We start from the raw sequence: 26,674 nt of genomic DNA on the forward strand, positions 1-26,674 counted from the left end.
GGATATCACTCGGGGAGAACGGAATGGAGTCACATCAGCAGACTTTGGCACTATTTTTTAAGTCACTGACTCAGAAAAATAGTGAGTTTGACCCCGAATGGGGGGCTGGATACCGGGACATAACCTCCCGGGTGCGGCGTGAAAATCCAGATTTTAGCCACCGGGCCATCCAGGATTTGTGGTACACCCGCGACAACAGAGTGGCCAGCCTAAAACAGGGTGGTATGTCTTATGAAGAATTTACTCAAGCACAGGACCAGCTTCGCGAATTAACAAAAATTATTGCCTCAGGCTGTACAGCGGAAATTTTTGATCGTGCCTATCAGTTTTTACAACAGCTAAAAGAATATGGCATCGTGAAGAAGTTTTATCGTGCGCTTCTTTGCCGCACCTTTTCCGCATTTTACCCTGACCAACTAACCAGTATCATTAAGGAAGATGTTTTCTTCCGGGTTTATAATTACTGCAACAATAAATTCAGTCTCGGACTCCCGGAAGACTATAACTGGGATACGGCAACCTGGTTCAGGCTAAACCTGTTACTAAAAAAAGAGCTTCAGCAGCAGCTCCATGATGAGCAGGATGATATTGAGTTAAATATGTCTCTCTGGCATCTGTATAACCTGGAAATTGCCGAAGAAAGCAATGTTGCAATCGAAGCAAGTATTACAGAATCGACGACGGCAGAGCAAGATGATGAGCCAATCGATATTTTACCGCCAAAAAACTTAATCCTTTACGGCCCTCCGGGAACCGGTAAAACCTACAAGACCATTGAAATTGCGGTACGTGCCTGCGAACCTCAGGCATTCTCCCGCCTTGATGGTAAAGAAAGAACCGAACGTCGGGTAGAGCTCAAAAAACTCTACGACGCGCTGGTTGAAGAGAAGCGAATTCGCTTTATCACATTCCATCAAAGCTTTGGTTATGAAGAATTTATTGAAGGATTAAGAGCGGAAACCAGCGACGATGGCAGCGTACGCTATGATATTAAACCGGGCGTGTTTAAGCAGATCTGTGAAGACGCCTCTTTCGGTGACTCTGGAATGCAGCTCGCGCTGGACGAAGCCGTAGAAAAGCTTAAAGAGCAATGCGCCGAGCAAAATGGCGTGACGCTCAAAACGACAAATGGCAGTATGTTCAAAGTGACCTACGCCAATAACAGCACCTTCCGTATCTTTCCTTCACAATCGAAGAACGACCGACTTGAAAGCGGCTACCCGGCGTCTATCGAGAATATTCGTCGCTTATATCATGGTGAGACCGAAAATATTTACAACATCTCCTACGTTCGCGGCATTCTTAATTATCTCATTCATCATTTCAACATTCCCGCCACGCCGCTGGCAATAACAGAAAAGAAAAAACAAAACTACGCCCTCATTATTGATGAAATAAACCGCGGGAATATTTCTAAGATTTTCGGCGAGCTCATTACGCTGATTGAGACATCAAAACGAGCGGGAGAAGCCGAAGCGCTGAGCGTAAGTCTCCCCTACTCCGCTAAACCGTTTTCTGTTCCTGGCAATCTCTTCATTGTTGGCACCATGAATACCGCAGACCGTTCTCTAACCGCTTTGGATACAGCGCTGCGTCGACGCTTTGAATTTGAAGCGCTGATGCCCGATGCCTCGGTGCTGAATGATACTCATATTCATGGTATCGACCTCAAAGCGCTGCTGATTACCCTGAACGCACGTATCCAGGCCCTCTACGACAGTGAACATACGCTAGGGCATGCCTTTTTCATTCCGGTGGTGCAGGCAAAAGATAATCCCGTCGAGGCGCTAAAAAGATTAAAACGCGTAATGAAAAATAAGGTTCTCCCGTTACTGGAAGAGTATTTCTACAACGACTGGCAGAAAATCCGTCTGGTCCTTGGCGATAATCAAAAAGCGGACCAGACGCTGCGCTTCATCCGTTCCGTCGCTAATCAGAACGACGTGTCAACGCTGTTTGGCCAGACGGCAATTGAGGACCTTGAAGAAGCAGGCGTGAGCTATCAGCTATGCAAGGATAATGACCCGGTATGGGATAACCCGCAGGCTTACCAGCAGATTTACCAACCGCAGGCTAAAGCCGCGGAGCAGCGCTGATGGCGGGCACTTCGTACTCCATTTTCGAATACGGCTACCTGGTTAATGAAGAGGACAGCGGCAAATTAACCGATTCGGTGTCTTTACCCGCATCGGCGTTTCATTGGTTGGAACAACGCTGCCTGAACGATGAAGACAGTGAGGATCGGCGTTTGCTATCCTTACGCGCCCTGAACGGCATCAAAGTCATCCAGGTGAAGAATTATGTTGGCGTCATCGCACTCCCCCAGCAGAGAATGATTGAAGTTCTGCCAAAGGCGGATAAGAGACGGGAAAACGCATCGCACGCGCGTTCTCGACTGCTGATGATGCTGTCGACATTACAAAATTTTCGTCATATCGAGACCACGACAGCGAGCATCATGACGTCGAAGATGACCTTAATGGATATCTTCGTTCAGCAATTTGTGACCAGTCTCGAAGCTATCGTCCGCAAAGGTCTCAAACACGATTATCTTCGTCAGCAGAACAATTTGCCGTGGCTGAAGGGAAAACTCCTGGTCAGCGAGCAGCTGAAAAAAAACAGCGTCCGCCGCGATCGTTTTTATGTCGAATATGATGAATACCGCGTCGAGCGGCTTGAAAACAGATTGCTAAAAACCGCGATCGATAAGGTGTATGGCTACACCAGTAGCCCCGCGCTGCTGCAGAAATTGAATCGTCTACAAGCGCTATTTGAGCCCATCCCCGGGATCGGCAATATTGATATGGCTTTCCGACAGATTCACCTCGATCGCCACATGCAACATTATTCTCCGGCGCTGGAGTGGGCCAGGCTCATTCTAAAAGGTCATTCACCGCACTGTATGCAGGGGCATGCTCAGGCCATTTCACTTCTCTTTCCTATGGAGGCAGTGTTTGAATCCTTTGTCACTGCCTGGCTGCGCTATCGTTGCCATGCTCACTGGCAGGTGAAGCCGCAATCAAAGTCACATTATCTTGTCCACCAGGGCGAAACGCCCAGATTTCAGCTCCGGCCAGATGTATGGCTTATCCCGCGTAACGGCCCGGAGGCCTCTGCCGTCATTTGCGATATGAAATGGAAAATAGTGGATGCCACGCAAGATAAGCTTAACCTCGCGCAAAGCGATTTGTACCAGATGCTGGCATACGGGATAAATCATCTACGCGGCGAGGGGGATATGTTGCTGATCTACCCGCACCATAAAGGCTTCACGGCGCCGCCGATTCATCCGTATGAGTTCCGCCATTCCGAGAGTAAAACGCTACGGCTGTGGGTCGTTCCCTTTGAAACAGGAACCAGCCTGAATACCTCAACGCTGCATATGCCTGAAAATTTTACCCTTGCGGGCATAAACTAACTCCGGCGCCGCCGTGCTTACCGGGGCACGCGGGTTGCTCGTCCGGATAAGGCGCGACAGGCTCAAGCACCGGGAACGCACAGGCCTGGCCGGTAGAGGCTTATTTCTCACCCAGATCGCGGTTCATCGCTTCTCTTAAAATCGCGTTCAGCCGGGTTTGATAGCCTTTTCCAGGGCGTTTAAGCCACTCCATCACATCAGCGTCGATGCGGACAGAGGCCTGGGTTTTCAACGGTCGGTAGAATTTACCGCGCACTGCGTCCGGCCACCGTTCATCACCTGAAGCGGGGATATCGCTGTAATCAATTTCGCCATCCGCTTTGTTCGCCAGCGCTCTGAGCTCGTCTTCACGCTGAGCGCTAAGCCCGGCCGGATTGTCGCGCTTGTATTTAACTGTGCTCATAACGACTCCTCTCTTTGCCGTCCGCCTTCCGGGCGCTGATGATACGAATCACCTCAGCCCCGCTTTCAAAGCGGACCGAATGCACCACAAGAATAACGATAATTCCATGAACGAGGCCGATGGTTTGCCATCGATGCTCACCGTTTTCATAACGATCCTGGCGGGAAAGATGCTGCGGATCGTCAAAAACCAGTACCGCCTCCTCGAACCGAATCCCATGTTTTCTTAGATTGCCTGCTGCCTTGTTTGCATCCCATTCAAACTCCATTGGCATAGCATTTATCCCGATTGTATATACAAAAACGTATATACAATTATCAGGCAAGTATACGATCAATGTTGGAAAAAACCTCACATTTTCAGGGGCTGATTTGTAAAGGTTATGCCCTGTTCACTCGTCGAAAAACACCATCCCCTTATACGGCTGCTCGCGACATGCCGCCAGCCGCCGGGCGAGGCTGCCGACGTGCAGCTCCAGCTTGTGGCCGTCCGGGTCGAGGAAATAATATGACGCCCCTTCGCTGCGGTTCACCTTCCACACCGCCACGCCGGCCGTTTCCAGCCGCGCGCTGAACCCGGCGAAATCGGCTTCGGCGACGCTAAACGCGTAGTGGGTGTAGTCGCTCTCCTCCGGCGGGGTAATGCGCCGCTGCGGATCGAGGGACAGGCACAGCCACAGGTCGCCGCAGGAGAGATAGGCGCCGCTATCCCAGCGCGCGTGCAGCCTCATCCCCAGCAGCTGCTGATAAAACGCCACGCTCGGCGCCAGGCTGCTGACCGCCAGGGTCAGGTGATTCAATCCGCTTAACATGGCTCAATCCTCCAGTGAACTCACAATTTGCTGGCGCAGCCAGCGGTGCGCTGGGTCGCGGTGCCAGCGCTCGTGCCACAGCATCAGCATATCAAACCCGGCAATCGCCAGCGGCGGCTCGATAACCGTCAGCCCGCTCATCCCGCGCAGCAGCCGCTCCGGCAGCATGGCGACCAGATCGCTGCTGCGCAGCGTTTCCAGCATAAACAGGAAATGTGGCACCGAGAGGACAACCCGCCGAGAAAGCCCAAGGTTGGCCAGCGCGATATCGGTCGCGGCGCTGAAGCCGCCGCCGTCCGGGGAGACCATAACCTGATCCAGCTGGCAAAACTGCGCCAGGCTCAACGATGCCCGCAGCGCCGGATGCCCCGCTCTGCCCGCCAGCACGTAGCGCTCGCTGAACAGCAGCCGCTGATGCAGCTCCGGCGGAGCGCCGTCGCGGGTATGAAAGAACAGATCGACCTCGTCCCTCTCCGCCTGCTGCACCAGGCGCGAAGGCTGGAGATCGAAGACCGCCAGCCGGCTCGACGGGGACGCGCGACGCAGGATATTCAGCGCCGGCAGCAGGATCGCCGAGGCCATATAGTCCGTCGCCGCTATGCGCCAGGTCTGCGCCGCCGTCAGCGGGTCGAAACTGTCGGCGGGGGCGACCGCCAGCTCCAGCGCCTGCAGGGCATCACGCAATGGCCCGCGTAGCGCATCGGCGCGGGCGGTGGGCAGCATCCCGCGCGGACCGGGCAGCAGCAGCGGGTCGGCAAAAATTTCCCGCAGGCGCGCCAGCTGGATGCTGACCGACGGCTGCGACAGGTTCAGCCGCTGCGCCGCTCGGGTGACGTTATTCTCGCTCAGCAGCACGTCGAGGGTGCGCAGCAGGTTGAGATCCAGACGATGTAAATTAATCACGGCTATACCTGGGATTTAAGTAATTAATTTCTACTATAGCGGCCAGCCGCCTACTCTGCAGCTCTCCATGACTCAGAGGTGATTCTCATGAAAGTACTGCTGATTTACGCCCATCCGGAACCCCGCTCCCTGAACGGCACGCTAAAAGATTTTGCCGTCCAGCATCTGCACGATGCCGGCCACGAGGTGCAGGTTTCCGATCTCTACGCCATGCGCTGGAAAGCGGGCTTTGATGCTGATGACAGCAGCGCCCCGCCGGTCGGCGAGTTCTGGCGCTCGACCCTCGATTCAAAGCAGGCCTTTGAACAGGGAACCCAAAGCACGGATATCGTTGCGGAGCAGGAGAAGCTGCGGTGGGCGGATACGGTGATTTTCCAGTTCCCGCTGTGGTGGTTCTCGATGCCCGCCATTATGAAGGGCTGGATCGACCGGGTTTACGCCTATGGTTTTGCCTACGGCGTCGGGGAGCACAGCGACCACCACTGGGGCGACCGCTACGGCGAAGGCACCCTGGCGGGCAAACGGGCGATGCTGATTGTCACCACCGGCGGCTGGGAGGAGCACTACGCCCCGCGCGGCATTAACGGACCGATTAACGATATCCTGTTTCCGATCCAGCACGGGATGCTGTTTTATCCCGGCTTCGAGGTGCTGCCGCCGCTGGTGTTCTACCGCACCGAGAAAACGGACGAGCAGCGCTTTGCGCAGCAGTGCCGGGAACTCGGGCAGCGGCTGGATACGCTGGCGAGCATCGCGCCAATCCCCTTCCGCCGGCAAAACCACGGCGACTATCTGATCCCCTCCCTGACGCTGCGCCCGGAGCTGGCGGTCGGTGAGAGCGGGCTGGCAATCCATCAGCGGGTGGATTAAGCGCAGCGGGCGACGTATGGCCAACCCGGCGTCGCCGCTCAAATAGGCTGATTTAGTCCCTGATGCGCTGATTTATCCCGAAACGGCTATTTGTTGTAGTCAGTCGCCCGCAACTTCGTTTCCCGTCTCTTTCTCATCGGGCAGGATGGTGTATGTTCTCAAGCATCACCTTTAAGCAATCCGGTAACGAGATGAGACGTATTGAGGTAGTACTGCGTGAACTGGAGCGGCTGACGCAGACCATCAGCCGGGACGACCTGGCCGCTGGCTCCGGCGCCTTCACCGCGGAGCAAATCGGTTTTAACCTCGGCCTGGCGCGCAACTCCGTTAGTAAAGATTTAAACCAGCTGTGGAGCGACGGGCTGGTTATCAAAACCCGCGGGCGCCCGGTATTCTTTCTGCATCTGCAGGCCACGCAAACCCTGCTGGATCGGCCGCTGGCTGAGTCGGAGCGCGAGATTGGCGCCATTAGCGACCTGCTGCCCGACCGAGATCTGCCGTCGGTCAGCGATCCGTTCACGCTGTTAATCGGCCACGATCGCAGCCTGCGGGATGCGGTGGAAAAAGGCAAAGCGGCGGTGCTCTATCCGCAGGGGCTGCACGTTCTGCTGACCGGCCCCTCCGGCGTCGGAAAGACTTTTTTCGCCGAGCTGATGCACCGCTATGCCTGCGAGCACACCGACGATAGCCCTCCGCCCCTCGTGTACTTTAACTGCGCCGAGTACGCCAACAACCCGGAGCTGCTCTCTTCCCATCTCTTTGGCCATCGGCAGGGCGCGTTTACCGGCGCAACGGAGAGCAAGACGGGCCTGATTGAACAGGCCGACGGCGGCTACCTGCTGCTCGACGAAGTCCATCGCCTGCCCTATGAAGGCCAGGAGAAGCTCTTCTCGCTGCTGGATAAAGGCGAGTATCGCCCGCTGGGCGCCAGCGGCCCGGCGCGAAGCATCACCGTACGCCTGATCTGCGCCACCACCGAACCGGTGAGCTCGTCGCTGCTGCGCACTTTTCAACGCCGCATTCAGGTCGCCATCGATCTTCCCGGCATCCGCCAGCGTTCGCTGGAGGAGCAGATCGAACTGATTATCGGCTTCCTGCAGCGGGAGAGCCGCAAGATCGAGCGCTCGGCAAGCATCGATAAAACGCTGCTGCTGTGGCTGCTGAATAAGCCGCTGGAAGGCAATATCGGTCAGCTAAAAAGCGACATCCAGTTTTTATGCGCCCAGGCCTGGGCATCGGGGATGGCGGCGCAGCACGATGTCCTGCTGCTGGATGGCAAGCTGGCGGACGGCGCCATAAACCCCACCCAGGAGCAGCGGATGCTGGTCGACGCGCTGTTCAATGGGAAACCCCTGCTCAGTATTGACGCCCGCACGCTGCCGCAGCTTAAAAGCCCGGCGGGCGGCGATGGCGGCATCGAAGAGAGCGATCTGTTCTACAGCTTTCTGACCCGGGAATACGTCAATCTGCGCAACAGTAACGTTCCGCCCGCAGAGACGCTGGCCATTCTCAAAAACAAGCTCAGCTCCATTTTCGAATATGGTCTCTACAGCCGCGACAGCGGCACGCGTTCACCGCGCTATGGCGACCAGATTGAAGAGCGCGTTGCCCTGCTGATTAGCTATGTCGAGCAGATCCTGGGCTTTTCCCTGCCGGAAAATCTGGTCAATCCCCTGCGCAAGCACCTGCTGGCGCTGATCGGCTACGTCCAGCGGGGGCTGATCCCGCAGCTCTACTCCTCAAGTTTGATTCTCGATCGCTGCAAAGATGAGTATGAGAACGCCACCCAGCTATGCAGGAAAATCAACGACCTGCTAAATATCCAGTGCCCGGCGACGGAGGTGGTCTGGCTGTGCCTGTTCCTCAAGGAGTGCCGCCATTACCGCCAGCGGATCGGCGTCAGCCCCGACTGCGGGGTGATACTGATCGCCCACGGCGCCACCACCGCCACCAGCATGGCGCAGTACGTCAATCGGGTGCTGGAACGCGAGCTGTTCAACGCCATCGATATGCCGTTCGAACAGTCGGTGCACGACACCCTGGATGCGTTAATCCGACTGATGCAGGCGCGGCGCTGGCAGCGGCTGATCCTGATCGTCGATATCGGCTCGCTGGTGCATTTCGGCAGCACCATCAGCAAGCTATTCCAGATAGACGTCCTGCTGATGCCGGATATCACCCTGACCAGCCTGCTGGAGATTGGCCTCGATCTGAGCTACGAGACCAGCGACCTGCCGCGGCTGGCGGCGCTTATGCAGGAAAAAGGCATCCCCAGCCAGCTGTGCACCCCGCAGCAGGAAAACGTCGGCAAGGTGCTGGTCATCTCCTGCATTACCGGCATGGGCACGGCGGAGAAAATCAAAACGGTGCTGGAGGAGAGCTTCGGCGAGCTGATGTCGCAGGATACCCGCATGGTGATCCTCGACTATAACGAAGTGCGCAGCCCGGAGCGCGTGCAGCAGGCCATTAGCGCCCACGAGCGGCTGGCGGGGATTGTCGGGACCTTCCAGCCCGGGCTGCCGGATATTCCGTTTATCTCGCTGGAGGAGCTGTTTTCCGAGCAGGGCCCGGAGCTGGTGTTAAGCCTGCTGACCCCCGATCTCTCCAGCGCCGAGCGGCGGCTGGAGATGGAGCGCAGCGCGTCCCGATTTATCAGCGCCCTGACCATGGAGAGCATCATCAACCATATTTCGGTGCTCAACCCGCAGCGCATCCTCAAAGAGATGGAGGGCGTCCTCAGCCAGCTGCGCGCGACCCTGGCGATCGCCCCCAGCCGCCAGGTGACACTACGCTTCCTGATCCACTGCTGCTGTATGGTCGAGCGTATCGTGATTAACCGCAAACCGTTACAGATGGCGCTGGAAATGAAGCCCGATATGGATACTCACGCCTTTAGTGTCATTAAATCCGCCTTCCACCCGGTGGAGGAGGCCTACGCCATCCGCTTATCGGATGCGGAATATATTTATATCTACGAATTATTGTATAGCTAATCCCTTTGCTGGCGCGGCCCATCGGCCCGCCAGCCCTCCTCATCTCCCGCAGATGACACTAATGCTGGCACGGCCTTTGCTCTATCCATAGCGTCTATAAAACGGCGCCAGGAGGCCACCTTGTCATCTACTGTACCTGCACACCCATTACCGCAAATTCTGCTGCTGACGCACGGCGGCTGGGGTACGCCGCTTTGCAACAGCCTGCGCATGGTCACGGGCGAAATTGAAGGCGTGACGGAAATCGCCCTGATGCCCGTCGATACCCTCGGCGAGTATTACCAGCGCGTTGAGGCGACGGTGAAGTCGATGCCGGAAGGCTCGCTGATCCTCACCGACTTTATCGGCGGCACCACCTCTAACGTCGCCGCCCGCCTGAGCGCCGATTATCCGATCGCCGTGATTTGCGGCCTCAACGCTTCGCTGCTGCTGGAAGCGCTGGATAAACGCGAACAGGGGCCGCTGACCCGCTGCGTTAACGAGCTGGTGGAAGCCGGACGCAGCAGCTGTCGCGACGTCGTCGCCCACGTGAACCAGTTAAACCATTAAGGAGCCCATCATGGCAAAAATCGTTTTATGTCGTATCGATAGCCGTCTGATTCACGGCCAGGTCGTCACCAAGTGGGTCGGCCAGTCGCAGGCTAACCGTATCGCCGTGGTCAGCGACGAGCTCGACGCCGATCCGTTTATGAAAAATATCTACCTGATGGCGGCGCCGCCGAATATCAAAGTCGACTGTTTCAGCAACGCCAGCTTTACCGCGGCCTGGCGGGAGAACCAGCTCGGCGAGGGGAACGTGCTGGTGCTGTTTCCTTCCCTCAGCGCCATCCAGCAGGCCGTGCTGCAGGGTTTCGACGTCGCCTCGATTCAGGTCGGCGGACTTGGCGGCGGGCCAAACCGGAAAGCGGTATTTCAGAACATCACCCTCGATGAAAAAGACGTCGGCATCCTGGGTGAGCTGAAAAATAGCGGAATTCAGGTGTTCTTCCAGACGATCCCGGAAGATAAGCCCCAGTCACTGGACGACATCCTGAAAAAATTCTAACCAGTTGATAAGCAGGTAAAAACTATGGACACATTACTTTTTGCGAGCCTGATGGGACTCTATTACTGGTTCGCTCGATTACGTTTAGGCTATACCTTCTCCGCCATGCTGCTGCAGCCCGTGGTGATTGCCGTTTTCGTCGGCCTGCTGCTGGGCGATATGAAAACCGCGATGATCATCGGCGCAGGTATGCAGCTGGTCTATCTGGGCGTTACCTCCACCCCGGGCGGTAACGTCCCGTCGGATCCGGCGTTGGCCGCCTGTATCGCCATCCCGATTGCCGTGAAGGCGGGGATGGAGCCGAACCTGGCGATCGCCCTGGCGATTCCATTCGGCGTGATCGGGGTATTCCTCGATCAGCTGCGCCGGACGCTGAACGCGGCGTGGGTGCACATGGCCGATAAGCACGCCGACAGCGCCAACATGACGGGGATCATGCGCTGCGCCTTCATCTACCCGGCCCTGCTTGGGCTGCTGCTGCGCTTCCCGGTGGTCTTTGCCGCCAACTACTTCGGGCAGAGCGTGGTCGAGAAGTTCCTCAAGCTGATGCCGCACTGGCTGACCCACTCGTTTGAAATTATGGGCGGCATCCTGCCCGCGCTGGGCTTCGCCATCACCATCATGGTGATTGGCAAGAAGAGCCTGCTGCCGTGGTTTATCGGCGGATTCTTTGCGGTGCTCTACCTGAAGGTGGACATCATGGCGATGGCGATTTTCGGTACCTGCGTGGCCTTCCTGATTAAAGGCCTCGCCAAAAATGAAGGGGCGGCATAATGAGTAGCGATGTCATGCAACATGAGCTGGTTGAACGGGCCCGCGAAAGCCGGGCGCTGAGCAAGGCCGATATCACCAAGGCCTGGCTGATTTACTGGCTGGGGGCGGAAGTCTCCAGCTCCTACGAGCGTCTGCAAAGCCTGGTGTTCTGCGCCTCGATGACGCCGATTATCAAAAAGCTCTATCCGGAGAAAGAGGAGCAGGCCGAGGCCCTGAAGCGCCACCTCAACTTCTTTAACTCCGAGCAAACCTTCGGCGCGGTTATCCAGGGGATCGCTATCGCCATGGAGGAGCAGAAAACCCGCGGCGAACCGATTAGCGACGCCTCCATTACCGGTATCAAAACCGGCCTGATGGGGCCGCTGGCCGGGATGGGCGACTCCATCATCTGGGCCGCGGTCATGCCGCTGCTGATCGCGATCTTTATCCCCTTTGCCGCCAGCGGCAGCGCCTTTGGCGGTATCGCGCCGCTGATCCTCTACCCGGCGATCACCATGGCGATAAGCTACGGGCTGGTGCATAAAGGCTACACCCTCGGACGAGATTCGATAATCGGCCTGCTGCAGGGAGGGCGCATCAAGGAGCTGATCTACGGCGCCAACGTGCTGGGGCTGATCATGATGGGCGCGCTGTCGGCAAGCTACGTCAAAATCACCACCCCGCTGAAAATCAGCGCGCTGAAAGGCTCCGAGGTGGTGGTGCAGCAGATCCTCGACTCTATTGCCCCGGGCCTGCTGCCGCTGGCGGCGGTCTTTGCCGTCTACTTCTATCTGCTGAAAAAGGGTCCGCGCTACACCACGATTTTACTGTCGATTGTCGCGATCAGCATCGTTTGTTCGCTGACGGGAGTGCTGTAGGCCATGAACGGTAATATTTATCAGCAGCTCGGGCTGAAGCGGGTGATTAACGCCTGCGGCAAAATGACGATCCTCGGCGTCTCGTCCGTTGACCCGGAGGTGATGCACGCCGCCGCCGAAGCCGCCGCAGCGTTCGTTGAAATCGACAGGCTCACCGAGCGCGCCGGGGAGCTTATCTCCACCCACACCGGCGCCGAGGATAGCTACCTGACGTCCTGCGCCTCGGCGGGGATTGCCATCGCGGTGGCCGCGGCGATCACCCGCGGCGAGCCGGATAAGGTGGCGCTGATGCCGGACAGCAGCGGCATGGCCAACGAAATCATCATCCTGCGCGGCCACAACGTCGATTACGGCGCGCCGATAACCAGCGCGATCCGCCTCGGCGGCGGACGGGTTATCGAGGTCGGCTCCAGCAATCTCGCCGCGCGCTGGCAGCTGGAGAGCGCCGTCAGCGACCGTACAGCGGCGCTGCTGTTTGTGAAATCGCACCACTGCGTGCAAAAAGGGATGCTCGCCATCGACGACTTTGTGCAGGTCGCCCGGCGGTACAACCTGCCGCTGATTGTCGATGCCGCCGCCGAAGAGGATCTTCGCCGCTGGGTCGCCACCGGCGCAGAGATGGTGATTTACAGCGGCGCCAAGGCCTTCAACGCCCCCACCTCCGGCTTTATTAGCGGAAAACGCACCTGGATCGCGGCCTGCAGGGCGCAGCATAACGGCATCGCCAGGGCGATGAAGGTAGGCAAAGAAAATATGGTCGGTCTGGTGTACGCCCTCAACCGCTATCAGGCGGCCGCGCCGGCGCCCGATGCGGCCGCCCTGCGCCCCTTCGCCGAGGCGATATCCGCCTTACGCGGGCTGAAGGCGGATATCGAACAGGACGAGGCCGGGCGGGCGATCTGGCGCATTCGGGTCAGGGTCGATAAAGCGGCCCTCGGCCTCGACGCCGGCGAAGTCGAAGCCCGGCTGCGCGGCGGCGAAATCGCCATCTATGCCCGCCGCTACGCCCTGCACCAGGGCGCGTTTAGCCTCGACCCGCGGACCATTGCCGAAGGTGAGATGGCGCTTATTATCGCGCGACTCAAGGAGATTACCGAACATGCAGCAGATTAACTTTTACCGCCGGCGGGTCGCGATTAACGTTCTGGCAAAGGATATCGCCAACGCCCGGGAGATTCACGACGCCGCCGAAGGCCATGCGGTGATTGGCGTGCTATCGGCGCAGTTTGCGACCGCGGATGAGGGCGTGACGGAGGTGCGTCGCTGGATGGAGGAAGTTCCGTCGATTTCCGTCGGCCTGGGGGCGGGCGATCCGGCCCAGTTCTATAAAGCGGCGATGATTGCGGCGCGGCTTCATCCCGCCCACGTCAATCAGACCTTTACCGGCTGCGGCTTTGCGGCAGGCGCGCTGGCCGCCACCGGCGGACAGAACACGCGGATTAACGCGCTGATAAGCCCCACCGGCAGGCCCGGAGAGGTGCTTATCTCGACCGGAGTCAGCAGCGCGCAGGGAACGCCGGCCAGGGTCTCCGCCGATGCGGCGGTGAGGATGATTCAGGATATGGGCGCGCACGCCGCTAAGTTCTTTCCCATGGACGGCGAACGCTCCCTGGACGAGCTAAAGCTCCTCGCCCAAAGCGCCGCGCAAAACGGCATGACGCTGATTGAACCCACCGGCGGTATCGACCTGAATAACTTCGCCGCCATTCTGCAGGCCTGCCTGCAGGCCGGCGTTGCGCAGGTGATGCCGCATATCTACAGCTCAATCATCGACCCGCAGAGCGGGAATACCCGCCCGGAAGATATTCGCCAGCTGATGAGTATCGTGAAGGATCTTGTCGATTAAAGACCCGGCCGCGTGCGGCAGCGACTGCCGCACGCCATGCGCTGATTTATATGACGAATTGTGAGCCTCCGCGCAATAACGGCATTCCATAGCCGCCCACTCCCCCTCACATTGATAGCGATCAAGAATAATCATACCGTCTGGTCGGTATGATTCAGGCCATGAACATGGAAGCCCAACACCGAAAAAAAGACCCCGTCCGTTTATATCAGCAGCTGCTGGAATCCGCGGCGATGATTGCCGGCAGAGACGGCATCGCCTCGCTGTCGCTGAACGCCGTGGCGCGCGAAGCCGGGGTGAGCAAAGGCGGTCTTTTGCACCACTTCCCCAACAAGCAGGCGCTGATTTTTGCCCTCTTCGCCCGCCTGCTGGCGATTATGGAAGAGGCGATCGCCGAGCTGATGGCCGCGGATAACGTCTCTTACGGCCGCTTTACCCGCGCCTATTTGCACTATTTGTCGGCCCCTGAGCTGACGGACACCCAGGAGAGCCGCCAGCTGATGGTGCTGTCGCTGGCGATGCCGGATGAGCCGGTGCTGCGAAAATGCTGGCGCGACTGGATGCTGGATCACCTCGCGCAGGGCGACGCGCTGGATAACGGCCACACCGGCACCCTGGTACGCTACGCGGCGGACGGCATCTGGCTATCGGAGCTAACCGAGGGGCGCACCATGAGCGCCGAACACCGGCGATCGCTGGTCAGCGATCTGACGAGGATGACGCTTCCCGCGTGAAGCACGTTGAGCCTGACAGGTCAGGCGATTAGATTGAGGCCGCGATGCGCTACAACATCAATGGCCGTCTCATTTATGATGCAACGGACGGCACACTAATCCTACCGGGAAGCGATGAGGCGGACAGCCAGCTGTCGATCACCGCCAGCGCGCTGCTGTGGTTTTTTCTGCGTAACCCGGAGATTGTCAGCCGCGATGAGGTGCTCAAAAAGGTCTGGGACGACAACGGCTTAACCTCTTCGAACAGCAACCTGAATCAGTATCTGAGCATGCTGCGCAAAACCTTCCGCCACTATGAGATAGACAATATTATCGTCACCGTCTCGCGCGGACTGCTGCAGCTGAACCCGGAAATCACCGTTCATCAGCTGGACGCTCCCGTGCCGTCGGAGCCGCAGGCGGAACCGCCGTCGCTGCCGCCTGAGGAGCCGGACGCCGTGCCGCCGGCCGCGGCGCAGAGTCCGAAGCCAACCCGACACGCGCGCGGCACCTGCTGGTATATCGCCGGCGTCTGCCTGCTGACCATCGCCCTGCTGCTGGTGCTTTTCAGCTTTTTCGGCAGCAGCGAATCGCGCCCCATTACCCTGACGCAGATGACCCACAGCCAGTGCGAACTGCTGGCCAGCGATGAGATGCTGCGCTCGGTGGCCGGCACCGCCTACGGCAAAAACTTTGACGCCGTGCGCCAGCGGCTGAAGCTGGAGTGCAAACCCGGCGAACGTTTTGTCTTCTTCTACGGCGATCGGCTGGAGACCAACGGCCTGGGTCGTGTCTTCCTCGCCCACTGCGCGATGCATGAAGACAACCCCTTCAGCTACTGCGACAACTATTTCTACTACTCCTGGAAACCGCAATGAGACTCGCACCCCGGCCTTTTTTCGCCCTCTCAGCCCTGGCGTTTATCACCGCCGCCGGGCTCAGCGCCTGGAAGCTGCTGCCGGCGGAAAACGACGGGGCGATGAGCTGCTCGACCAAAGCCATCATGCGCTTTGAAAACATGGATAAAGAGAACGTTAACGGCAACATTCACTTCAATTTTGCCGCCCACGGCAAAGGCTCGATGGTCGTTGAAGGCTATACCGACTCCGCCGCCGGCTGGCTCTACCTGCAGCGCTACGTTAAATTCAGCTATACCAGTAAACGCATCTCCTCAACCGAGCGCCACTACCGCATCAGCCGGTGGGAATCCAGCGCCTCATCGATCGACGAATCTCCTGACGTGATCTTCGCCTACTTTATGCGCGAGATGTCCGACAGCCACGACGGGCTATTTCTCAACGCCCAGAAGCTCAACGAGAAGGCGATTCTGCTCAGCTCGATCAATTCGCCGCTCTACGTTTGTACCCTCAAGTCCGGCAGCAAGCTTGACTGACGGCCTGCCCCGCCCGCGCCGGCCCCATCCCATTTTTTCCCCGCGCCGCCTCATGCTGTAAAACCGCACTTTTTGCGTTTAGCTCCCGGCGGAAAACATGACCATAACCACACTTAAACGATGGGTATATTACCCGACCCCAGCATTAAATTAGCAACCCATTAACATTTACCGCCGCCCGTCAGGACGGCGAAAAACGCGCCGCATCCGCAGCCAATTCCATCGCCCCATCTCAGCACAAAGAGATAAATACAGGCCCTTCGAACGCTAAATCACAGAGTAAAAAACTAAAAACATAGCTCTCACGGATTTAAATTTCACTTCTCCCGCCATTCCCTATAGTGAACCCCGAACGCCGCTACCGCGTGTTGACGCCGTTACGCGGACGGTTTTCCCGAATCACAAACCTGTCTGGAGGAACAACCATGGGTGATGCATTGGGGCTTATTGAAACCAAAGGCCTGGTGGCCTGCATTGAAGCAGCGGATGCGATGTGCAAATCCGCCAACGTCGAGCTGATTAGCTATGAAAACATCGGCTCCGGGCTGGTCACCGTGATGGTGAAAGGCGACGTCGGGGCGGTAAAAGCGGCGGTGGATTCCGGCGTGGAATCGGCGCAGCGCATCGGCGAGGTGGTGACCTCGCTGGTTATCGCGCGTCCGCATAACGACATCAACAAAATTGTTATTAAACACAAGGCTTAAGGCCAGGAGAACGCAAATGGGTGATGCATTAGGTCTGATCGAAACCAAAGGTCTGGTGGCCTGCATTGAAGCGGCGGATGCGATGTGTAAAGCCGCCAACGTCGAGCTGATTGGCTATGAAAACGTCGGCTCCGGGCTGGTCACCGCGATGGTGAAAGGCGACGTCGGCGCGGTGAAAGCGGCGGTGGATTCCGGCGTGGAATCGGCGCAGCGCATCGGAGAAGTGGTGACCTCGCTGGTTATCGCGCGTCCGCATAACGACATCAACAAAATCGTCGCGCATTACAAAGTCGCGGAATAACGGGAGACAACATGATGAAAGAAGCGCTTGGTCTGATCGAAACCAAAGGTCTGGTGGCCTGTATTGAAGCCGCCGATGCGATGTGTAAAGCCGCCAACGTCGAGCTGATTGGCTATGAAAACGTCGGCTCCGGGCTGGTCACCGCGATGGTGAAAGGCGACGTCGGCGCGGTGAACGCGGCGGTGGACTCCGGCGTTGAAGCGGCGAAACGCATCGGCGAAGTCGTCACCTCTCGCGTCATTGCGCGACCGCATAACGATATCGAGAAAATCGCGTCGCAGCACAAAGCATGACCTGACAGGGCGCGCCCCGTCTCCACTCTTTTCGTCTGATGAAGGATAGACTCATGATTGAACTGGATAACGATTTGCAGTCCCGCCAGAACGCGCGGGAACTGGTGCGCAGCGCCAAAAAGGCCCAGGCGATTCTGGCCACCTTTTCGCAGCAGCAAATCGACGCCATCGTGAAAAACGTGGCCCAGGAAGCGGCGCACCACGCCGAAGCGCTGGCGAAAATGGCCTCGGAAGAGACCGGATTTGGCAACTGGCAGGACAAGGTGCTGAAGAACCGTTTTGCCTCGCTGCGCGTCTACGACGCCATCAAAGATATGAAGACCGTCGGCATCATTCATGACGATCCGCTAAAAAAAGTGATGGACGTGGGCGTGCCGCTGGGGGTGATTTGTGCGCTGGTGCCGTCAACCAACCCGACCTCAACCGTTATCTATAAAACGCTGATTGCCCTCAAGGCCGGCAACGCGATTATCTTTTCGCCGCATCCCGGCGCGCGCGAGTGCAGCTGGAAAGCGATAGAGATCGTTAAGCGCGCCGCCGAAGCCGCAGGCGCCCCGGCGGGCAGCGTCGGCGCGATCACCCAGCTGACCCTCGAAGCCACCTCCGAACTGATGCACAGCAAAGAGGTCTCATTGATCCTCGCCACCGGCGGCGAAGGCATGGTGCGCGCGGCCTATGCTTCCGGCACCCCGACCATCAGCGGCGGCCCGGGCAACGGCCCGGCGTTTATCGAACGCAGCGCCGATATCCACCACGCGGTGAAAGATATCATCACCAGCAAAACCTTCGATAACGGGGTGATCTGCGCCTCCGAGCAGTCGATCATCGTCGAACGCTGCATTTACGACGAAGTCCATCGCGAGCTGGAAGCCCAGGGCGCGTACTTTATGAACGAGGGCGAAGCGGCGAAAATGGCGGCCCTGCTGCTGCGCGCCAACGGCACCATCAACCCGAAAGTGGTTGGCAAAACCGCGCTGTATCTGAGCCAGATGGCCGGCTTCAGCGTCCCGGCCAGCACCCGGGTGCTGATCGCCGAGCAGACCACCGTCTCGCACAAAAACCCCTACTCTCGCGAAAAGCTGTGTCCGGTACTCGGCCTGTACGTAGAAGAGGACTGGAAGGCGGCCTGCAACCGGGTGATGGAGCTGCTGACCAACGAAGGCCTCGGCCACACCCTGGTGATCCACACCCGTAACCAGGACGTCATTCGCCAGTTCTGCCTCGAAAAACCGGTTAACCGCATTCTGATCAACACCCCGGCGGCGCTGGGCGGCATCGGGGCGACCACCAATATCACCCCGGCATTGACCCTTGGCTGCGGCGCCGTCGGCGGCGGTTCCAGCTCCGATAACGTCGGGCCAATGAACCTGCTCAACATCCGCCGGGTCGGCTACGGCGTGCGCTCCATTGATGAACTGCGCGCTCCGGGCAGCCGCCCTGAACCGCAGCCCACCACCGTCGCCCCGGTCGATAACCCGCACCGCAGCATTGTTGACGACCAGCGCTTCACCGCCCCTGCCGCCGCCGCGGCGACCCTTAGCGCAACGGCGGACGATCGCTTTGCGGTCCGCGCCGCCGTCGAGGCGGAAGGCGACATCAGCGAGCAAAACGTGGAGCGCGTTATCCGCCAGGTGCTGGAGCGCCTCGGTAAGTAATGCATTGAGATAAGGCGATAAAAACAATGATTCTCGCAAAGGTAGTCGGACATGTCGTCGCCACGCAGAAATGCGCTGAGCTACGCGGCAGCAACCTGCTGTTAATCGCCAGGTTAGACGATGAACAGCGGCCAATGAAGGACCAGACCTGGGTCGCCATCGATAGCGTCGGCGCAGGCATGCACGACATCGTGCTGGCTGAAGAGTATTTAGCGCTCAACCGGGACCGCTACAAGGCCATGTCGGTGGTTGCCATTGTCGAGAACGTGTTTCGGGACGCTTAAGGAGTGAATAGTCCAATGAGTGAATTTTTACTGAAACCTCGGATCCGCTTTGGTCAGGACGCGCTTGCGGTCCTGAGCGAGCTTCCCGCCCGCAGCGTCCTGCTGGTCACCGATAAGGCGATGGTGAAATTTGGTCTCGCCGAACGCGTGACCCGGATCCTGCAGCAGCGCGGCATCACCTTCCAGGTCTGGGACGACGTGGTGGCCGACCCGGATATCGCCACTATCGTGCGCGGTATGAAGCTGATGGACGACAACTACCCGGATCTGGTTATCGCCCTCGGCGGCGGTTCGGTGATTGATGCCGCCAAAGCGGTTATTTTCGCCCTGGCGCAAACCCGTCCGGACGCCCGCCGCGAGCGCCCCTGCTTCGTGGCGATCCCCACCACCAGCGGCACCGGCTCTGAAGTGACCGCCTTTTCGGTGGTGAAAGCCGGCGCCGAAAAGCTGGTGCTGGTGGACCCGTCCCTGCTGCCGGATATCGCCATTCTCGACCCGGCGCTGGTGACTTCGGTGCCGCCGGCGATCACCGCCGATACCGGGATGGACGTGCTGTGTCACGCGCTGGAAGCCTACGTCTCTCTCAATGCCAGCGACTTTTCCGACGCGCTGGCGGAAAAAGTGGTGCAGCAGGTGTTTCGCTACCTGCCGACCTGCTGGCGCAGCGGCGATAACCTGCTGGCGCGGGAAAAGATGCACAACGCCTCCTGCATGGCAGGAATGGCCTTTACCAACGCCTCGCTCGGCATCACCCACAGCCTCGCCCACGCGCTCGGCGGCGTCTTCCGCGTCCCGCACGGCCGCGCCAACGCGCTGCTGATGGCGGAAGTCGTGGCGTGGAACGCCGATTATCAGGGACGGTGCGATACCGACGCCGCGCGCAAATACGCTCGCCTGGCTCATCTGCTGGATCTGCCGGCCGCCAGCCCCCGCGAGGGCGTCGCCAGCCTGCTGATCGCCATTCAGGCATTAAAAGACGAAATGACCATGCCGGCCGGCATCCGCGATACCGGCGTCGATGCCGCTGATTTTGACCGCCGGCTGGCGGAAATGGTCGGTCAGGCGCTGCGCGATGGCTGTACCCCAACCAACCCGCGCACGCCGGACGCTCACGCTTTAACCGAACTCTATCGCCGGGCGTGGACCGGCGGCGCCGTTCAGGGCCACTGATAACAAGAACTGGAGAACCTTACCCATGGCACACTACAGCTTAACGCCGCGCGTCAACGTGCTGGCAAAACGTTTACTCGCACAAAAAAGCACCCTGTGCACCGAACATGCCACGACGCTCAACGCCCTTGATGGCGATATCGCAGGCGTTCCCGCCGCCGTTAAACCGGCGCGCCGCTTCTATGAACTGATGCGCCAGCTGCCGGTGTGCATCAGCGCCGACGAGCTGATCGTCGGCAACCAGACCCGCAAACCGCACGGCGCCATCTTTCACGATGAAAGCGCGGCCCATCGCCCGTCGGCGTTCCAGTTTCTCAATCTGAACGGCGACCTCGACTCCCCGGACTATAAGCTGGTCATCGAGAAAGGCGTGCTGGCGATAAAACACCAGCTTGAAGAGAAGACCCGCAGCCTGGGCAGCGCCGTCAGCCGCAGCGGCATGGATGAAGTCAACGGCTGCCGCGCGGCGATTTACGCCTGCGACGGGCTGCTGAGCCTGGCGCAAAATCTCGCTACCAGCGCGGAGACCCTGGCCGCCGGCGAAAGCAACGCTTACCGCCAGAGCGAACTGCGCGACAGCGCCGCCATCCTGCACCAGGTTCCGGCCCACCCGGCGCGCAATTTTAAAGAAGCCTGCCAGGCCTTTTATCTGTTCCAGCTCGCGCTGCAGCTCGATAACGGCAGCTATTCGGTGAACCCGGAGGGCGCCGATAAGGCCCTGCTGCCGTGGTACCAGCGCGATATCGACAGCGGCGCCCTGACGCCGCAGCAGGCCTATGAAATCGTCGAATGCCTGTGGTTCAAGCTGGCGGAGCTGAGCGAAGTCCGCGCCGCCTGCGCCATCGACGGCTACCCGATGTTTGACGCCCTGCTGCACGGCGCGAGCCTCGAGAACGCCAGCATCAATGCGCTCTCCGACATGTTCCTCAGCGCCCAGCACAACCTCAGCGCGCTGAACCTGCCGGTGCGCCTGTTCCGCGGCGCGCAGCAGGTCTCTGCCGCCCCGTTCGCCGCCTGCGCCGATACACCGGTGATGGAAGGCCTGACCCCGCGCATGCAGCGCCTGCGTAACCACTACCTGACCGTGCGCCCGAGCGTCTCCATCTACCGCGCGCTGGCCTTTACCGAAGTGGTCAAAGCCAACCCGGGCATGCCAACCATTCTGCTGCGCGCCAAAGCGTTCCGTCACGCCTGCGAAACCGCGCCGATCCTGATTCAGGATGACGAGCTGATCGTCGGCCATCCGTGCGGCAAACCGCGCGCGGGCGCCTTCTCGCCGGATATCGCCTGGCGCTGGGTGCGCGACGAGCTCGACACCATGAGCACCCGCCCGCAGGATCCGTTTGAGATTAGCGAAGAAGATAAAAAAACTATCCGCGAGGAGATCGTCCCGTTCTGGGAAGGCCGTTCGCTGGATGAGATTTGCGAAGCGCAGTATCGCGAAGCCGGCGTCTGGGCGTTCAGCGGCGAGACCTTCGTCAGCGACCTCTCCTATCACCAGATCAACGGCGGGGGCGATACCTGCCCGGGCTACGACGTCCTGCTGTTCACCAAAGGGATGAACGGCATTAAGGCCGATGCGCAGGCCCGCCTCGAGCAGCTGAGCATGGAGAACCCGGAAGATATCGACCGCATTTACTACTACAAGGCGGCGATCGAAACCTGCGAAGGCGTCATTAACTACTCCCACCGCATCGCCGCCCACGCCCGGGAGCTGGCGGCCAGGGAGCAGAACGCCCGGCGTCGCGCCGAGCTGCTGACCATCGCCGAGGTTAACCAGAACGTGCCGGCCAACCCGCCGAAAACCCTGCAGGAAGCGCTGCAGAGCATCTGGACCGTGGAGTCGCTGTTCGAAGTCGAAGAGAACCAGACCGGCCTCTCCCTCGGCCGCGTTGACCAGTACTGCTACCCGATGTTTGAGGCCGATATTCGCGAAGGGCGCCTGACCCACGAGTCCGCGCTGGAGATGATGCAGGCCTTTATCATCAAGTGCGCCGAGCTGATGTGGATGTCCAGCGAGCTGGGGGCGAAATACTTCGCCGGCTATCAGCCGTTTATCAACCTGACCGTCGGCGGTCAGAAGCGCTCCGGCGGCGATGCCTGCAACGATCTCACCTATCTGATTATGGACGCCGTGCGCTTCGTGAAGGTTTACCAGCCGTCGCTGGCCTGCCGCATTCACAACCAGTCGCCGCAGAAGTACATGGAAAAAATCGTCGACGTGGTGAAAGCGGGCATGGGCTTCCCGGCCTGCCACTTCGATGACTCCCATATCAAGATGATGCTGCGTAAAGGCTTCGATTTCGAAGACGCCCGCGACTACTGCCTGATGGGCTGCGTCGAGCCGCAGAAATCCGGTCGTATCTACCAGTGGACCTCCACCGGCTACACCCAGTGGCCCATCGCCATCGAGTTCGTGCTGAACCGCGGCCGGATGGTGCTGTTCGATAGCTATCAGGGGCTGGATACCGGCGATCTGCGCGACCTGCACACCTTCGAAGCGTTCGACGCGGCGGTGAAACAGCAGATTGCCCATATCGTGCGCCTGTCGGCAATCGGGACGGTGATCAGCCAGCGCGTGCACCGCGACGTGGCGCCGAAACCGCTGATGTCGCTGCTGGTGGAAGGCTGCATGGAGAGCGGTAAAGACGTGGCGGCCGGCGGCGCGATGGTCAACCACGGGCCGGGTCTGATCTTCTCGGGCCTGGCGACCTACGTCGACTCCCTAGCCGCGATCCGCAAGCTGGTGTATGAAGATAAAAAATATACCCTCGAGCAGATCCGCGACGCGATGCTGGCGAACTTTGAAGGCTTCGAAGGGCTGCGCCGCGACTGCCTGAACGCGCCGAAATACGGCAACGACGACAATTACGTTGACCAGTACGCGCTGGATATCACCGAATGGACCGAGCGCGAGTGCCGTAAGTACCAGATGCTCTACTCCACCCTCAGCCACGGCACCCTGTCGATCTCCAACAACACGCCGATCGGCGAGCTGACCAACGCCACGCCGAACGGTCGCCTGGCGTGGATGCCGCTCTCGGACGGCATCAGCCCGACCCAGGGCGCCGATAAGCAGGGTCCGACGGCGATAATCAAGTCGGTCAGCAAGATGAACGTGGAGACCATGAACATCGGCATGGTGCACAACTTCAAGTTCCTCAAAGGGTTGCTGGATACCCCGGAAGGGCGCCATGGCCTGATCACGCTGCTGCGTACTGCATCAATTCTCGGCAACGGCCAGATGCAGTTCAGCTACGTCGATAACGAAGTGCTGAAAAAAGCCCAGCAGGAGCCGGAAAAATACCGCGACCTGATCGTCCGCGTAGCGGGCTACAGCGCCTACTTCGTCGAGCTGTGCAAAGAAGTTCAGGACGAAATCATCAGCCGTACGGTGATTGAAAAGTTCTAGGCATCATTTGAGAAATATTTGAGCCCTATTTGAGAAATAACAGGAAGTTCTTCACCGAGGGCGGGCCGCAGATAAGGTTGCTGCGGCCTGCCGGAGGACGGGGAGGAGGCAAACGTGATCGCAACACAAGAATTAACCGGGCGCATCTTCAATATTCAGAAGTATTCGATCTACGACGGGGACGGTATTCGTACGCTGGTTTTTTTCAAAGGCTGCAATATCCGCTGCCCGTGGTGCGCGAACCCGGAAGGGCTTACCAGCCAGTTTCAGGTGATGTTCTCGCAGGATAAATGCGTTAACTGCGGCGACTGCGTCAGCGTCTGCCCGGCGGGTATTCATTACCGGGCAGAGGAAAACGGCGAAATGAAGCACTTCGTCGACCGCAATAAAGACTGCATCGGCTGCCGTAAATGCGAAGAGATTTGCACCCGGAACGCGCTGGATATTATGGGTAAAGACGTCACCGTCAGCGAGCTGATGGAGATAATCATGCAGGATTACGATTTTTATATCGCCTCCGGCGGCGGCGTGACCATCGGCGGCGGCGAAATGAGCCTGCAGACCGATTTTGCCGTCGCCTTATTTAGCGAATGCAAAAAGATGATGCTCAATACCGCTATTGAAACTCAGGGCACCACCCCGCTGGCTAATTACCAGAAGCTCGCGCCGGTCACCGACACCTTCTTATTCGATATTAAGCAAATCAATAGCGCGCACCATAAAGCGTTATTCGGCATTGGCAACGAAGGGATCCGCCGCAATCTGGAGTGGCTGGTGGACTCCGGCGCCAACGTGATTGTCAGGATGCCGCTGGTACGTGGATATAACGACTCCTGGGAAGCCATTACCGGCGCCATTGATTACGTACAGAAGCTAGCAAAACGCGGAAATATCCGCCGCATCGATATGCTGCCGTACCACCAGCTGGGGCGTAAAAAATATGAACGCCTGGATATGCCGTACCCGATTACTCAGGACCCGTCTTATTCGGCAGAAGAGTTAGACCGGCTGGAAACGTTCTTCGCGCAGTTTGATTTTGATATTCGTTTAGTCCGCCATTAACAGGAGCTGACAATGAAAAGTTTAGGCGTAATTGAAACGCGAGGGCTGGTCGCCGCCGTTCAGGCCGTCGACGCCGCCTGCAAAGCCGCAGGCGTAAGCTGCATCGGCTACCGCAAAATCGGATCGGGGCTGGTCAGCGTCTGCTTTGAAGGCGAAATCAGCGCCATCCACACCGCGATTGAGCGCGGTGTCGAAGTCGTCGCCGTGGGCCAGGTCGTCGGCTCGCTGGTCATCGCCCGTCCGGAACGCAGCGTGGTCGATGCGCTGGGTAAATTAAAAGGCCGCCCGTCGCGTCCTGCGGCCCAGGCCGGGGCGCCGGCGGCTAAAGCCGACGCCTCGCTCCCGCCACAAGAAAAAGAGCCGGCCGCGCCCTACGCCGCAGAGCCGGTAGCGGACCAGGCGGAAGACAAAAACGCCGCGCAGAGGAGAGGGAAGAAGGCATGATCGACGCTCTGCTCCATGAAAAAATTGCCGCCCGCCTGAGCCGCATCGCCCCGGAGATCCCGGTCGGCATCTCTAACCGCCACGTTCATCTGGCGCAGCAGGATGTCGAGGCGCTGTTCGGCAAGGGCTACGCGCTAACCCCGCTGAAGCCGCTGCGTCAGCCGGGGCAGTTCGCCGCCGAAGAGTGTGTCACCGTGGTCGGGCCTAAGGGCTCGCTGACCCAGGTACGCGTCCTTGGCCCCACCCGGCCCTGCAGCCAGCTGGAAATTTCCCGCGCCGACTGCTTCACTCTCGGTATCAGGGCGCCGGTGCGCGAGTCCGGCCAGCTGGAGAACGCCGGCAGCGCGCTGCTGATCGGCCCGGCGGGCCACGTTGAGCTTCGTTCGCAGGTGATCTGCGCCTGGCGACATATTCATATGTCGCCGCAGGACGCCCGCCGGCTGAACGTCAGCAACGGGCAGAAGGTCAGCGTCCGCAGCAACGGCGAGCGCCGGCTGACGTTTGATGAGGTGGTGATTCGGGTGCGCGATGATTTTGTGCTTGAGTTCCATATCGATACCGAAGAGGCCAACGCCGCCGGGCTGAAAAACGGCGCGCAGGTCGTCATCACCCAGCCCGCTTAACGGAGACCGGCCATGACCGACGAAGAGATCGAACGCCTGGTGACGCGGATTATCCAGCGGCTACAGCCGCCGGTTCTGGTAATGGTAGCCGCCGCCGACGGCTACCGGCAGGCGATCCGCCGCCGCCTGGCGGGCTGCGGGCATCCGCTGCATATCGTACTGGACGAAGGCACCCCGGACGCCGCATGCTGGCAGGAAACCGGCACAATCGTCCCGGCGTCAGCCTGGCAGGAAGCGCTGCCGGCAATGGCCTGGCGCGCGGCGATCGTGCCGTTTCTTGACTATCCGCTGGCGGCAGACCTGGCGAACGGCAACCTGCGAAGCCCGTTCGCCAGACGCCTGCACGAGGCGCTGCTTAGCGGCCTGCCGGTGCTGGCGCTGCGCTACCACTGCGATCCCGACAGCGAGCTCAATCAGCTGTACGGCGCGGCGGCCGACTCGGCCTACGCCGGGCAGATGCGCTCGACGCTGGCCCGCCTGACGGAGTGCGGCGTTACGCTGTGCGATATGAACGAGCTGCTGGAGCGGCTGACGTCGGGCAGCGCAGCGCCGCCGCCGGTGAATGCAACGCGGCGTTATCTTACCGTCACAGACGTGGTGAATAATCCGGCGCTAGCCTCCGCGCCCGATGCCGAGCTGACCGATGCCGCCATCGATTTTTTAAAAAACAGAAAAAAAGAACCTTACCTTAATAAATAGA

General features: G+C 59.2%; 28 protein-coding genes. 24 read left to right on the forward strand and 4 right to left on the reverse strand.

Annotated features, from left to right (window positions below):
* Positions 1–23: 23 nt before the first annotated feature.
* Positions 24–2,096 (forward strand): McrB family protein, encoded by a 2,073-nt coding sequence (locus tag EDF75_RS21040; protein WP_133600775.1) that lies wholly within the window; start codon positions 24–26, stop codon positions 2,094–2,096.
* Entirely contained in the window at positions 2,093–3,418 is a 1,326-nt protein-coding gene (locus EDF75_RS21045) for an McrC family protein (RefSeq protein ID WP_374756752.1), read from the forward strand. Before EDF75_RS21040 ends, EDF75_RS21045 begins: the two co-directional genes overlap by 4 nt.
* Positions 3,419–3,518: 100 nt before the next feature.
* On the opposite strand, the gene EDF75_RS21050 is transcribed toward EDF75_RS21045, so the two are convergent.
* From EDF75_RS21050 to EDF75_RS21065, 4 genes are all read right to left on the reverse strand, one after another.
* A complete protein-coding gene (locus EDF75_RS21050) occupies positions 3,519–3,821 on the reverse strand; it encodes a BrnA antitoxin family protein (RefSeq protein WP_133600777.1) in 303 nt (100 codons plus the stop codon).
* Positions 3,808–4,095: a BrnT family toxin gene (locus EDF75_RS21055; RefSeq protein WP_133600778.1), complete on the reverse strand. Its 288-nt coding sequence runs from the start codon at positions 4,093–4,095 to the stop codon at positions 3,808–3,810. Before EDF75_RS21055 ends, EDF75_RS21050 begins: the two co-directional genes overlap by 14 nt.
* A gap of 117 nt (positions 4,096–4,212) precedes the next feature.
* On the reverse strand, positions 4,213–4,632 hold the full coding sequence (locus EDF75_RS21060; protein WP_133600779.1) for a FosA family fosfomycin resistance glutathione transferase: 420 nt from the start codon (positions 4,630–4,632) through the stop codon (positions 4,213–4,215).
* Positions 4,633–4,635: 3 nt separating this feature from the next.
* Positions 4,636–5,535 carry a LysR family transcriptional regulator gene (locus EDF75_RS21065; protein WP_133600780.1) on the reverse strand — a complete coding sequence of 300 codons (900 nt, stop codon included), beginning with the start codon at positions 5,533–5,535 and terminating at the stop codon, positions 4,636–4,638.
* Positions 5,536–5,622: 87 nt separating this feature from the next.
* Here EDF75_RS21065 and EDF75_RS21070 point away from each other — a divergent pair, with 87 nt between their 5' ends.
* The 22 genes from EDF75_RS21070 to EDF75_RS21175 all read left to right on the forward strand — a co-directional run bounded on the left by EDF75_RS21070 (position 5,623) and on the right by EDF75_RS21175 (position 26,673).
* Positions 5,623–6,405, forward strand: coding sequence for an NAD(P)H-dependent oxidoreductase (locus EDF75_RS21070; protein ID WP_133600781.1), 783 nt, complete (start codon positions 5,623–5,625; stop codon positions 6,403–6,405).
* A gap of 191 nt (positions 6,406–6,596) precedes the next feature.
* Complete coding sequence (gene dagR / locus EDF75_RS21075; RefSeq protein ID WP_166646224.1) at positions 6,597–9,398, forward strand: transcriptional regulator DagR; 2,802 nt, start codon at positions 6,597–6,599, stop codon at positions 9,396–9,398.
* A 120-nt stretch (positions 9,399–9,518) separates the two neighbouring features.
* Positions 9,519–9,947 carry a PTS sugar transporter subunit IIA gene (locus tag EDF75_RS21080; RefSeq protein ID WP_133600783.1) on the forward strand — a complete coding sequence of 143 codons (429 nt, stop codon included), beginning with the start codon at positions 9,519–9,521 and terminating at the stop codon, positions 9,945–9,947.
* Positions 9,948–9,957: 10 nt separating this feature from the next.
* A complete protein-coding gene (locus EDF75_RS21085; protein ID WP_099842683.1) occupies positions 9,958–10,443 on the forward strand; it encodes a PTS sugar transporter subunit IIB in 486 nt (161 codons plus the stop codon).
* 24 nt (positions 10,444–10,467) lie between these two features.
* The gene (locus EDF75_RS21090) at positions 10,468–11,217 is read left to right on the forward strand and encodes a PTS mannose/fructose/sorbose/N-acetylgalactosamine transporter subunit IIC (RefSeq protein WP_133600784.1); all 750 of its coding nucleotides are present in this window, start codon (positions 10,468–10,470) and stop codon (positions 11,215–11,217) included.
* Positions 11,214–12,074, forward strand: a complete 861-nt coding sequence (locus EDF75_RS21095; RefSeq protein ID WP_161795728.1) for a PTS system mannose/fructose/sorbose family transporter subunit IID — start codon at positions 11,214–11,216, stop codon at positions 12,072–12,074. Before EDF75_RS21090 ends, EDF75_RS21095 begins: the two co-directional genes overlap by 4 nt.
* Before the next feature lie 3 nt (positions 12,075–12,077).
* The gene (gene dgaE, locus EDF75_RS21100; RefSeq protein WP_133600785.1) at positions 12,078–13,187 is read left to right on the forward strand and encodes a D-glucosaminate-6-phosphate ammonia lyase; all 1,110 of its coding nucleotides are present in this window, start codon (positions 12,078–12,080) and stop codon (positions 13,185–13,187) included.
* The gene (gene dagF, locus EDF75_RS21105; protein ID WP_133600786.1) at positions 13,174–13,920 is read left to right on the forward strand and encodes a 2-dehydro-3-deoxy-phosphogluconate aldolase; all 747 of its coding nucleotides are present in this window, start codon (positions 13,174–13,176) and stop codon (positions 13,918–13,920) included. Before dgaE ends, dagF begins: the two co-directional genes overlap by 14 nt.
* A 149-nt stretch (positions 13,921–14,069) precedes the next feature.
* Entirely contained in the window at positions 14,070–14,654 is a 585-nt protein-coding gene (locus EDF75_RS21110; RefSeq protein WP_133600787.1) for a TetR/AcrR family transcriptional regulator, read from the forward strand.
* Positions 14,655–14,698: 44 nt separating this feature from the next.
* The gene (locus EDF75_RS21115) at positions 14,699–15,511 is read left to right on the forward strand and encodes a winged helix-turn-helix domain-containing protein (protein WP_133600788.1); all 813 of its coding nucleotides are present in this window, start codon (positions 14,699–14,701) and stop codon (positions 15,509–15,511) included.
* The gene (locus EDF75_RS21120) at positions 15,508–16,026 is read left to right on the forward strand and encodes a FidL-like protein (protein WP_076946504.1); all 519 of its coding nucleotides are present in this window, start codon (positions 15,508–15,510) and stop codon (positions 16,024–16,026) included. Before EDF75_RS21115 ends, EDF75_RS21120 begins: the two co-directional genes overlap by 4 nt.
* Positions 16,027–16,451: 425 nt before the next feature.
* Complete coding sequence (locus EDF75_RS21125; RefSeq protein WP_010634659.1) at positions 16,452–16,730, forward strand: BMC domain-containing protein; 279 nt, start codon at positions 16,452–16,454, stop codon at positions 16,728–16,730.
* A gap of 16 nt (positions 16,731–16,746) precedes the next feature.
* Positions 16,747–17,031, forward strand: a complete 285-nt coding sequence (locus tag EDF75_RS21130) for a BMC domain-containing protein (protein WP_041143877.1) — start codon at positions 16,747–16,749, stop codon at positions 17,029–17,031.
* A gap of 14 nt (positions 17,032–17,045) precedes the next feature.
* Entirely contained in the window at positions 17,046–17,324 is a 279-nt protein-coding gene (locus tag EDF75_RS21135; protein WP_015585230.1) for a BMC domain-containing protein, read from the forward strand.
* A 53-nt stretch (positions 17,325–17,377) separates the two neighbouring features.
* Entirely contained in the window at positions 17,378–18,979 is a 1,602-nt protein-coding gene (locus EDF75_RS21140) for an acetaldehyde dehydrogenase (acetylating) (RefSeq protein WP_133600789.1), read from the forward strand.
* 26 nt (positions 18,980–19,005) lie between these two features.
* Complete coding sequence (locus tag EDF75_RS21145; protein WP_045860276.1) at positions 19,006–19,263, forward strand: EutN/CcmL family microcompartment protein; 258 nt, start codon at positions 19,006–19,008, stop codon at positions 19,261–19,263.
* Between the two features lie 15 nt (positions 19,264–19,278).
* Positions 19,279–20,433, forward strand: coding sequence for a 1-propanol dehydrogenase PduQ (locus EDF75_RS21150; RefSeq protein ID WP_133600790.1), 1,155 nt, complete (start codon positions 19,279–19,281; stop codon positions 20,431–20,433).
* Between the two features lie 25 nt (positions 20,434–20,458).
* Entirely contained in the window at positions 20,459–23,845 is a 3,387-nt protein-coding gene (gene cutC, locus EDF75_RS21155; RefSeq protein ID WP_133600791.1) for a choline trimethylamine-lyase, read from the forward strand.
* Between the two features lie 114 nt (positions 23,846–23,959).
* Complete coding sequence (gene cutD / locus EDF75_RS21160) at positions 23,960–24,907, forward strand: choline TMA-lyase-activating enzyme (RefSeq protein WP_133600792.1); 948 nt, start codon at positions 23,960–23,962, stop codon at positions 24,905–24,907.
* A 12-nt stretch (positions 24,908–24,919) separates the two neighbouring features.
* On the forward strand, positions 24,920–25,351 hold the full coding sequence (locus EDF75_RS21165; RefSeq protein ID WP_133600793.1) for a BMC domain-containing protein: 432 nt from the start codon (positions 24,920–24,922) through the stop codon (positions 25,349–25,351).
* On the forward strand, positions 25,348–25,974 hold the full coding sequence (locus EDF75_RS21170; RefSeq protein ID WP_133600794.1) for a phosphate propanoyltransferase: 627 nt from the start codon (positions 25,348–25,350) through the stop codon (positions 25,972–25,974). Before EDF75_RS21165 ends, EDF75_RS21170 begins: the two co-directional genes overlap by 4 nt.
* 12 nt (positions 25,975–25,986) lie before the next feature.
* Positions 25,987–26,673 carry a hypothetical protein gene (locus EDF75_RS21175; protein WP_133600795.1) on the forward strand — a complete coding sequence of 229 codons (687 nt, stop codon included), beginning with the start codon at positions 25,987–25,989 and terminating at the stop codon, positions 26,671–26,673.
* Position 26,674 lies beyond the last annotated feature (1 nt).

Source organism: Klebsiella sp. BIGb0149, assembly GCF_004362605.1.
GTDB lineage: Bacteria > Pseudomonadota > Gammaproteobacteria > Enterobacterales > Enterobacteriaceae > Klebsiella > Klebsiella terrigena.

Coding starts and splice junctions, on each gene's coding strand:
- EDF75_RS21040 (WP_133600775.1), top strand. CDS start 24: ATGGAGTCACATCAGCAGACTTTGGCACTATTTTTTAAGTCACTGACT.
- EDF75_RS21050 (WP_133600777.1), bottom strand. CDS start 3,821: ATGAGCACAGTTAAATACAAGCGCGACAATCCGGCCGGGCTTAGCGCT.
- EDF75_RS21055 (WP_133600778.1), bottom strand. CDS start 4,095: ATGCCAATGGAGTTTGAATGGGATGCAAACAAGGCAGCAGGCAATCTA.
- EDF75_RS21060 (WP_133600779.1), bottom strand. CDS start 4,632: ATGTTAAGCGGATTGAATCACCTGACCCTGGCGGTCAGCAGCCTGGCG.
- EDF75_RS21070 (WP_133600781.1), top strand. CDS start 5,623: ATGAAAGTACTGCTGATTTACGCCCATCCGGAACCCCGCTCCCTGAAC.
- dagR (WP_166646224.1), top strand. CDS start 6,597: ATGAGACGTATTGAGGTAGTACTGCGTGAACTGGAGCGGCTGACGCAG.
- EDF75_RS21085 (WP_099842683.1), top strand. CDS start 9,958: ATGGCAAAAATCGTTTTATGTCGTATCGATAGCCGTCTGATTCACGGC.
- EDF75_RS21090 (WP_133600784.1), top strand. CDS start 10,468: ATGGACACATTACTTTTTGCGAGCCTGATGGGACTCTATTACTGGTTC.
- dgaE (WP_133600785.1), top strand. CDS start 12,078: ATGAACGGTAATATTTATCAGCAGCTCGGGCTGAAGCGGGTGATTAAC.
- dagF (WP_133600786.1), top strand. CDS start 13,174: ATGCAGCAGATTAACTTTTACCGCCGGCGGGTCGCGATTAACGTTCTG.
- EDF75_RS21110 (WP_133600787.1), top strand. CDS start 14,070: ATGATTCAGGCCATGAACATGGAAGCCCAACACCGAAAAAAAGACCCC.
- EDF75_RS21115 (WP_133600788.1), top strand. CDS start 14,699: ATGCGCTACAACATCAATGGCCGTCTCATTTATGATGCAACGGACGGC.
- EDF75_RS21120 (WP_076946504.1), top strand. CDS start 15,508: ATGAGACTCGCACCCCGGCCTTTTTTCGCCCTCTCAGCCCTGGCGTTT.
- EDF75_RS21125 (WP_010634659.1), top strand. CDS start 16,452: ATGGGTGATGCATTGGGGCTTATTGAAACCAAAGGCCTGGTGGCCTGC.
- EDF75_RS21130 (WP_041143877.1), top strand. CDS start 16,747: ATGGGTGATGCATTAGGTCTGATCGAAACCAAAGGTCTGGTGGCCTGC.
- EDF75_RS21135 (WP_015585230.1), top strand. CDS start 17,046: ATGAAAGAAGCGCTTGGTCTGATCGAAACCAAAGGTCTGGTGGCCTGT.
- EDF75_RS21140 (WP_133600789.1), top strand. CDS start 17,378: ATGATTGAACTGGATAACGATTTGCAGTCCCGCCAGAACGCGCGGGAA.
- EDF75_RS21145 (WP_045860276.1), top strand. CDS start 19,006: ATGATTCTCGCAAAGGTAGTCGGACATGTCGTCGCCACGCAGAAATGC.
- EDF75_RS21150 (WP_133600790.1), top strand. CDS start 19,279: ATGAGTGAATTTTTACTGAAACCTCGGATCCGCTTTGGTCAGGACGCG.
- cutC (WP_133600791.1), top strand. CDS start 20,459: ATGGCACACTACAGCTTAACGCCGCGCGTCAACGTGCTGGCAAAACGT.
- EDF75_RS21165 (WP_133600793.1), top strand. CDS start 24,920: ATGAAAAGTTTAGGCGTAATTGAAACGCGAGGGCTGGTCGCCGCCGTT.
- EDF75_RS21170 (WP_133600794.1), top strand. CDS start 25,348: ATGATCGACGCTCTGCTCCATGAAAAAATTGCCGCCCGCCTGAGCCGC.
- EDF75_RS21175 (WP_133600795.1), top strand. CDS start 25,987: ATGACCGACGAAGAGATCGAACGCCTGGTGACGCGGATTATCCAGCGG.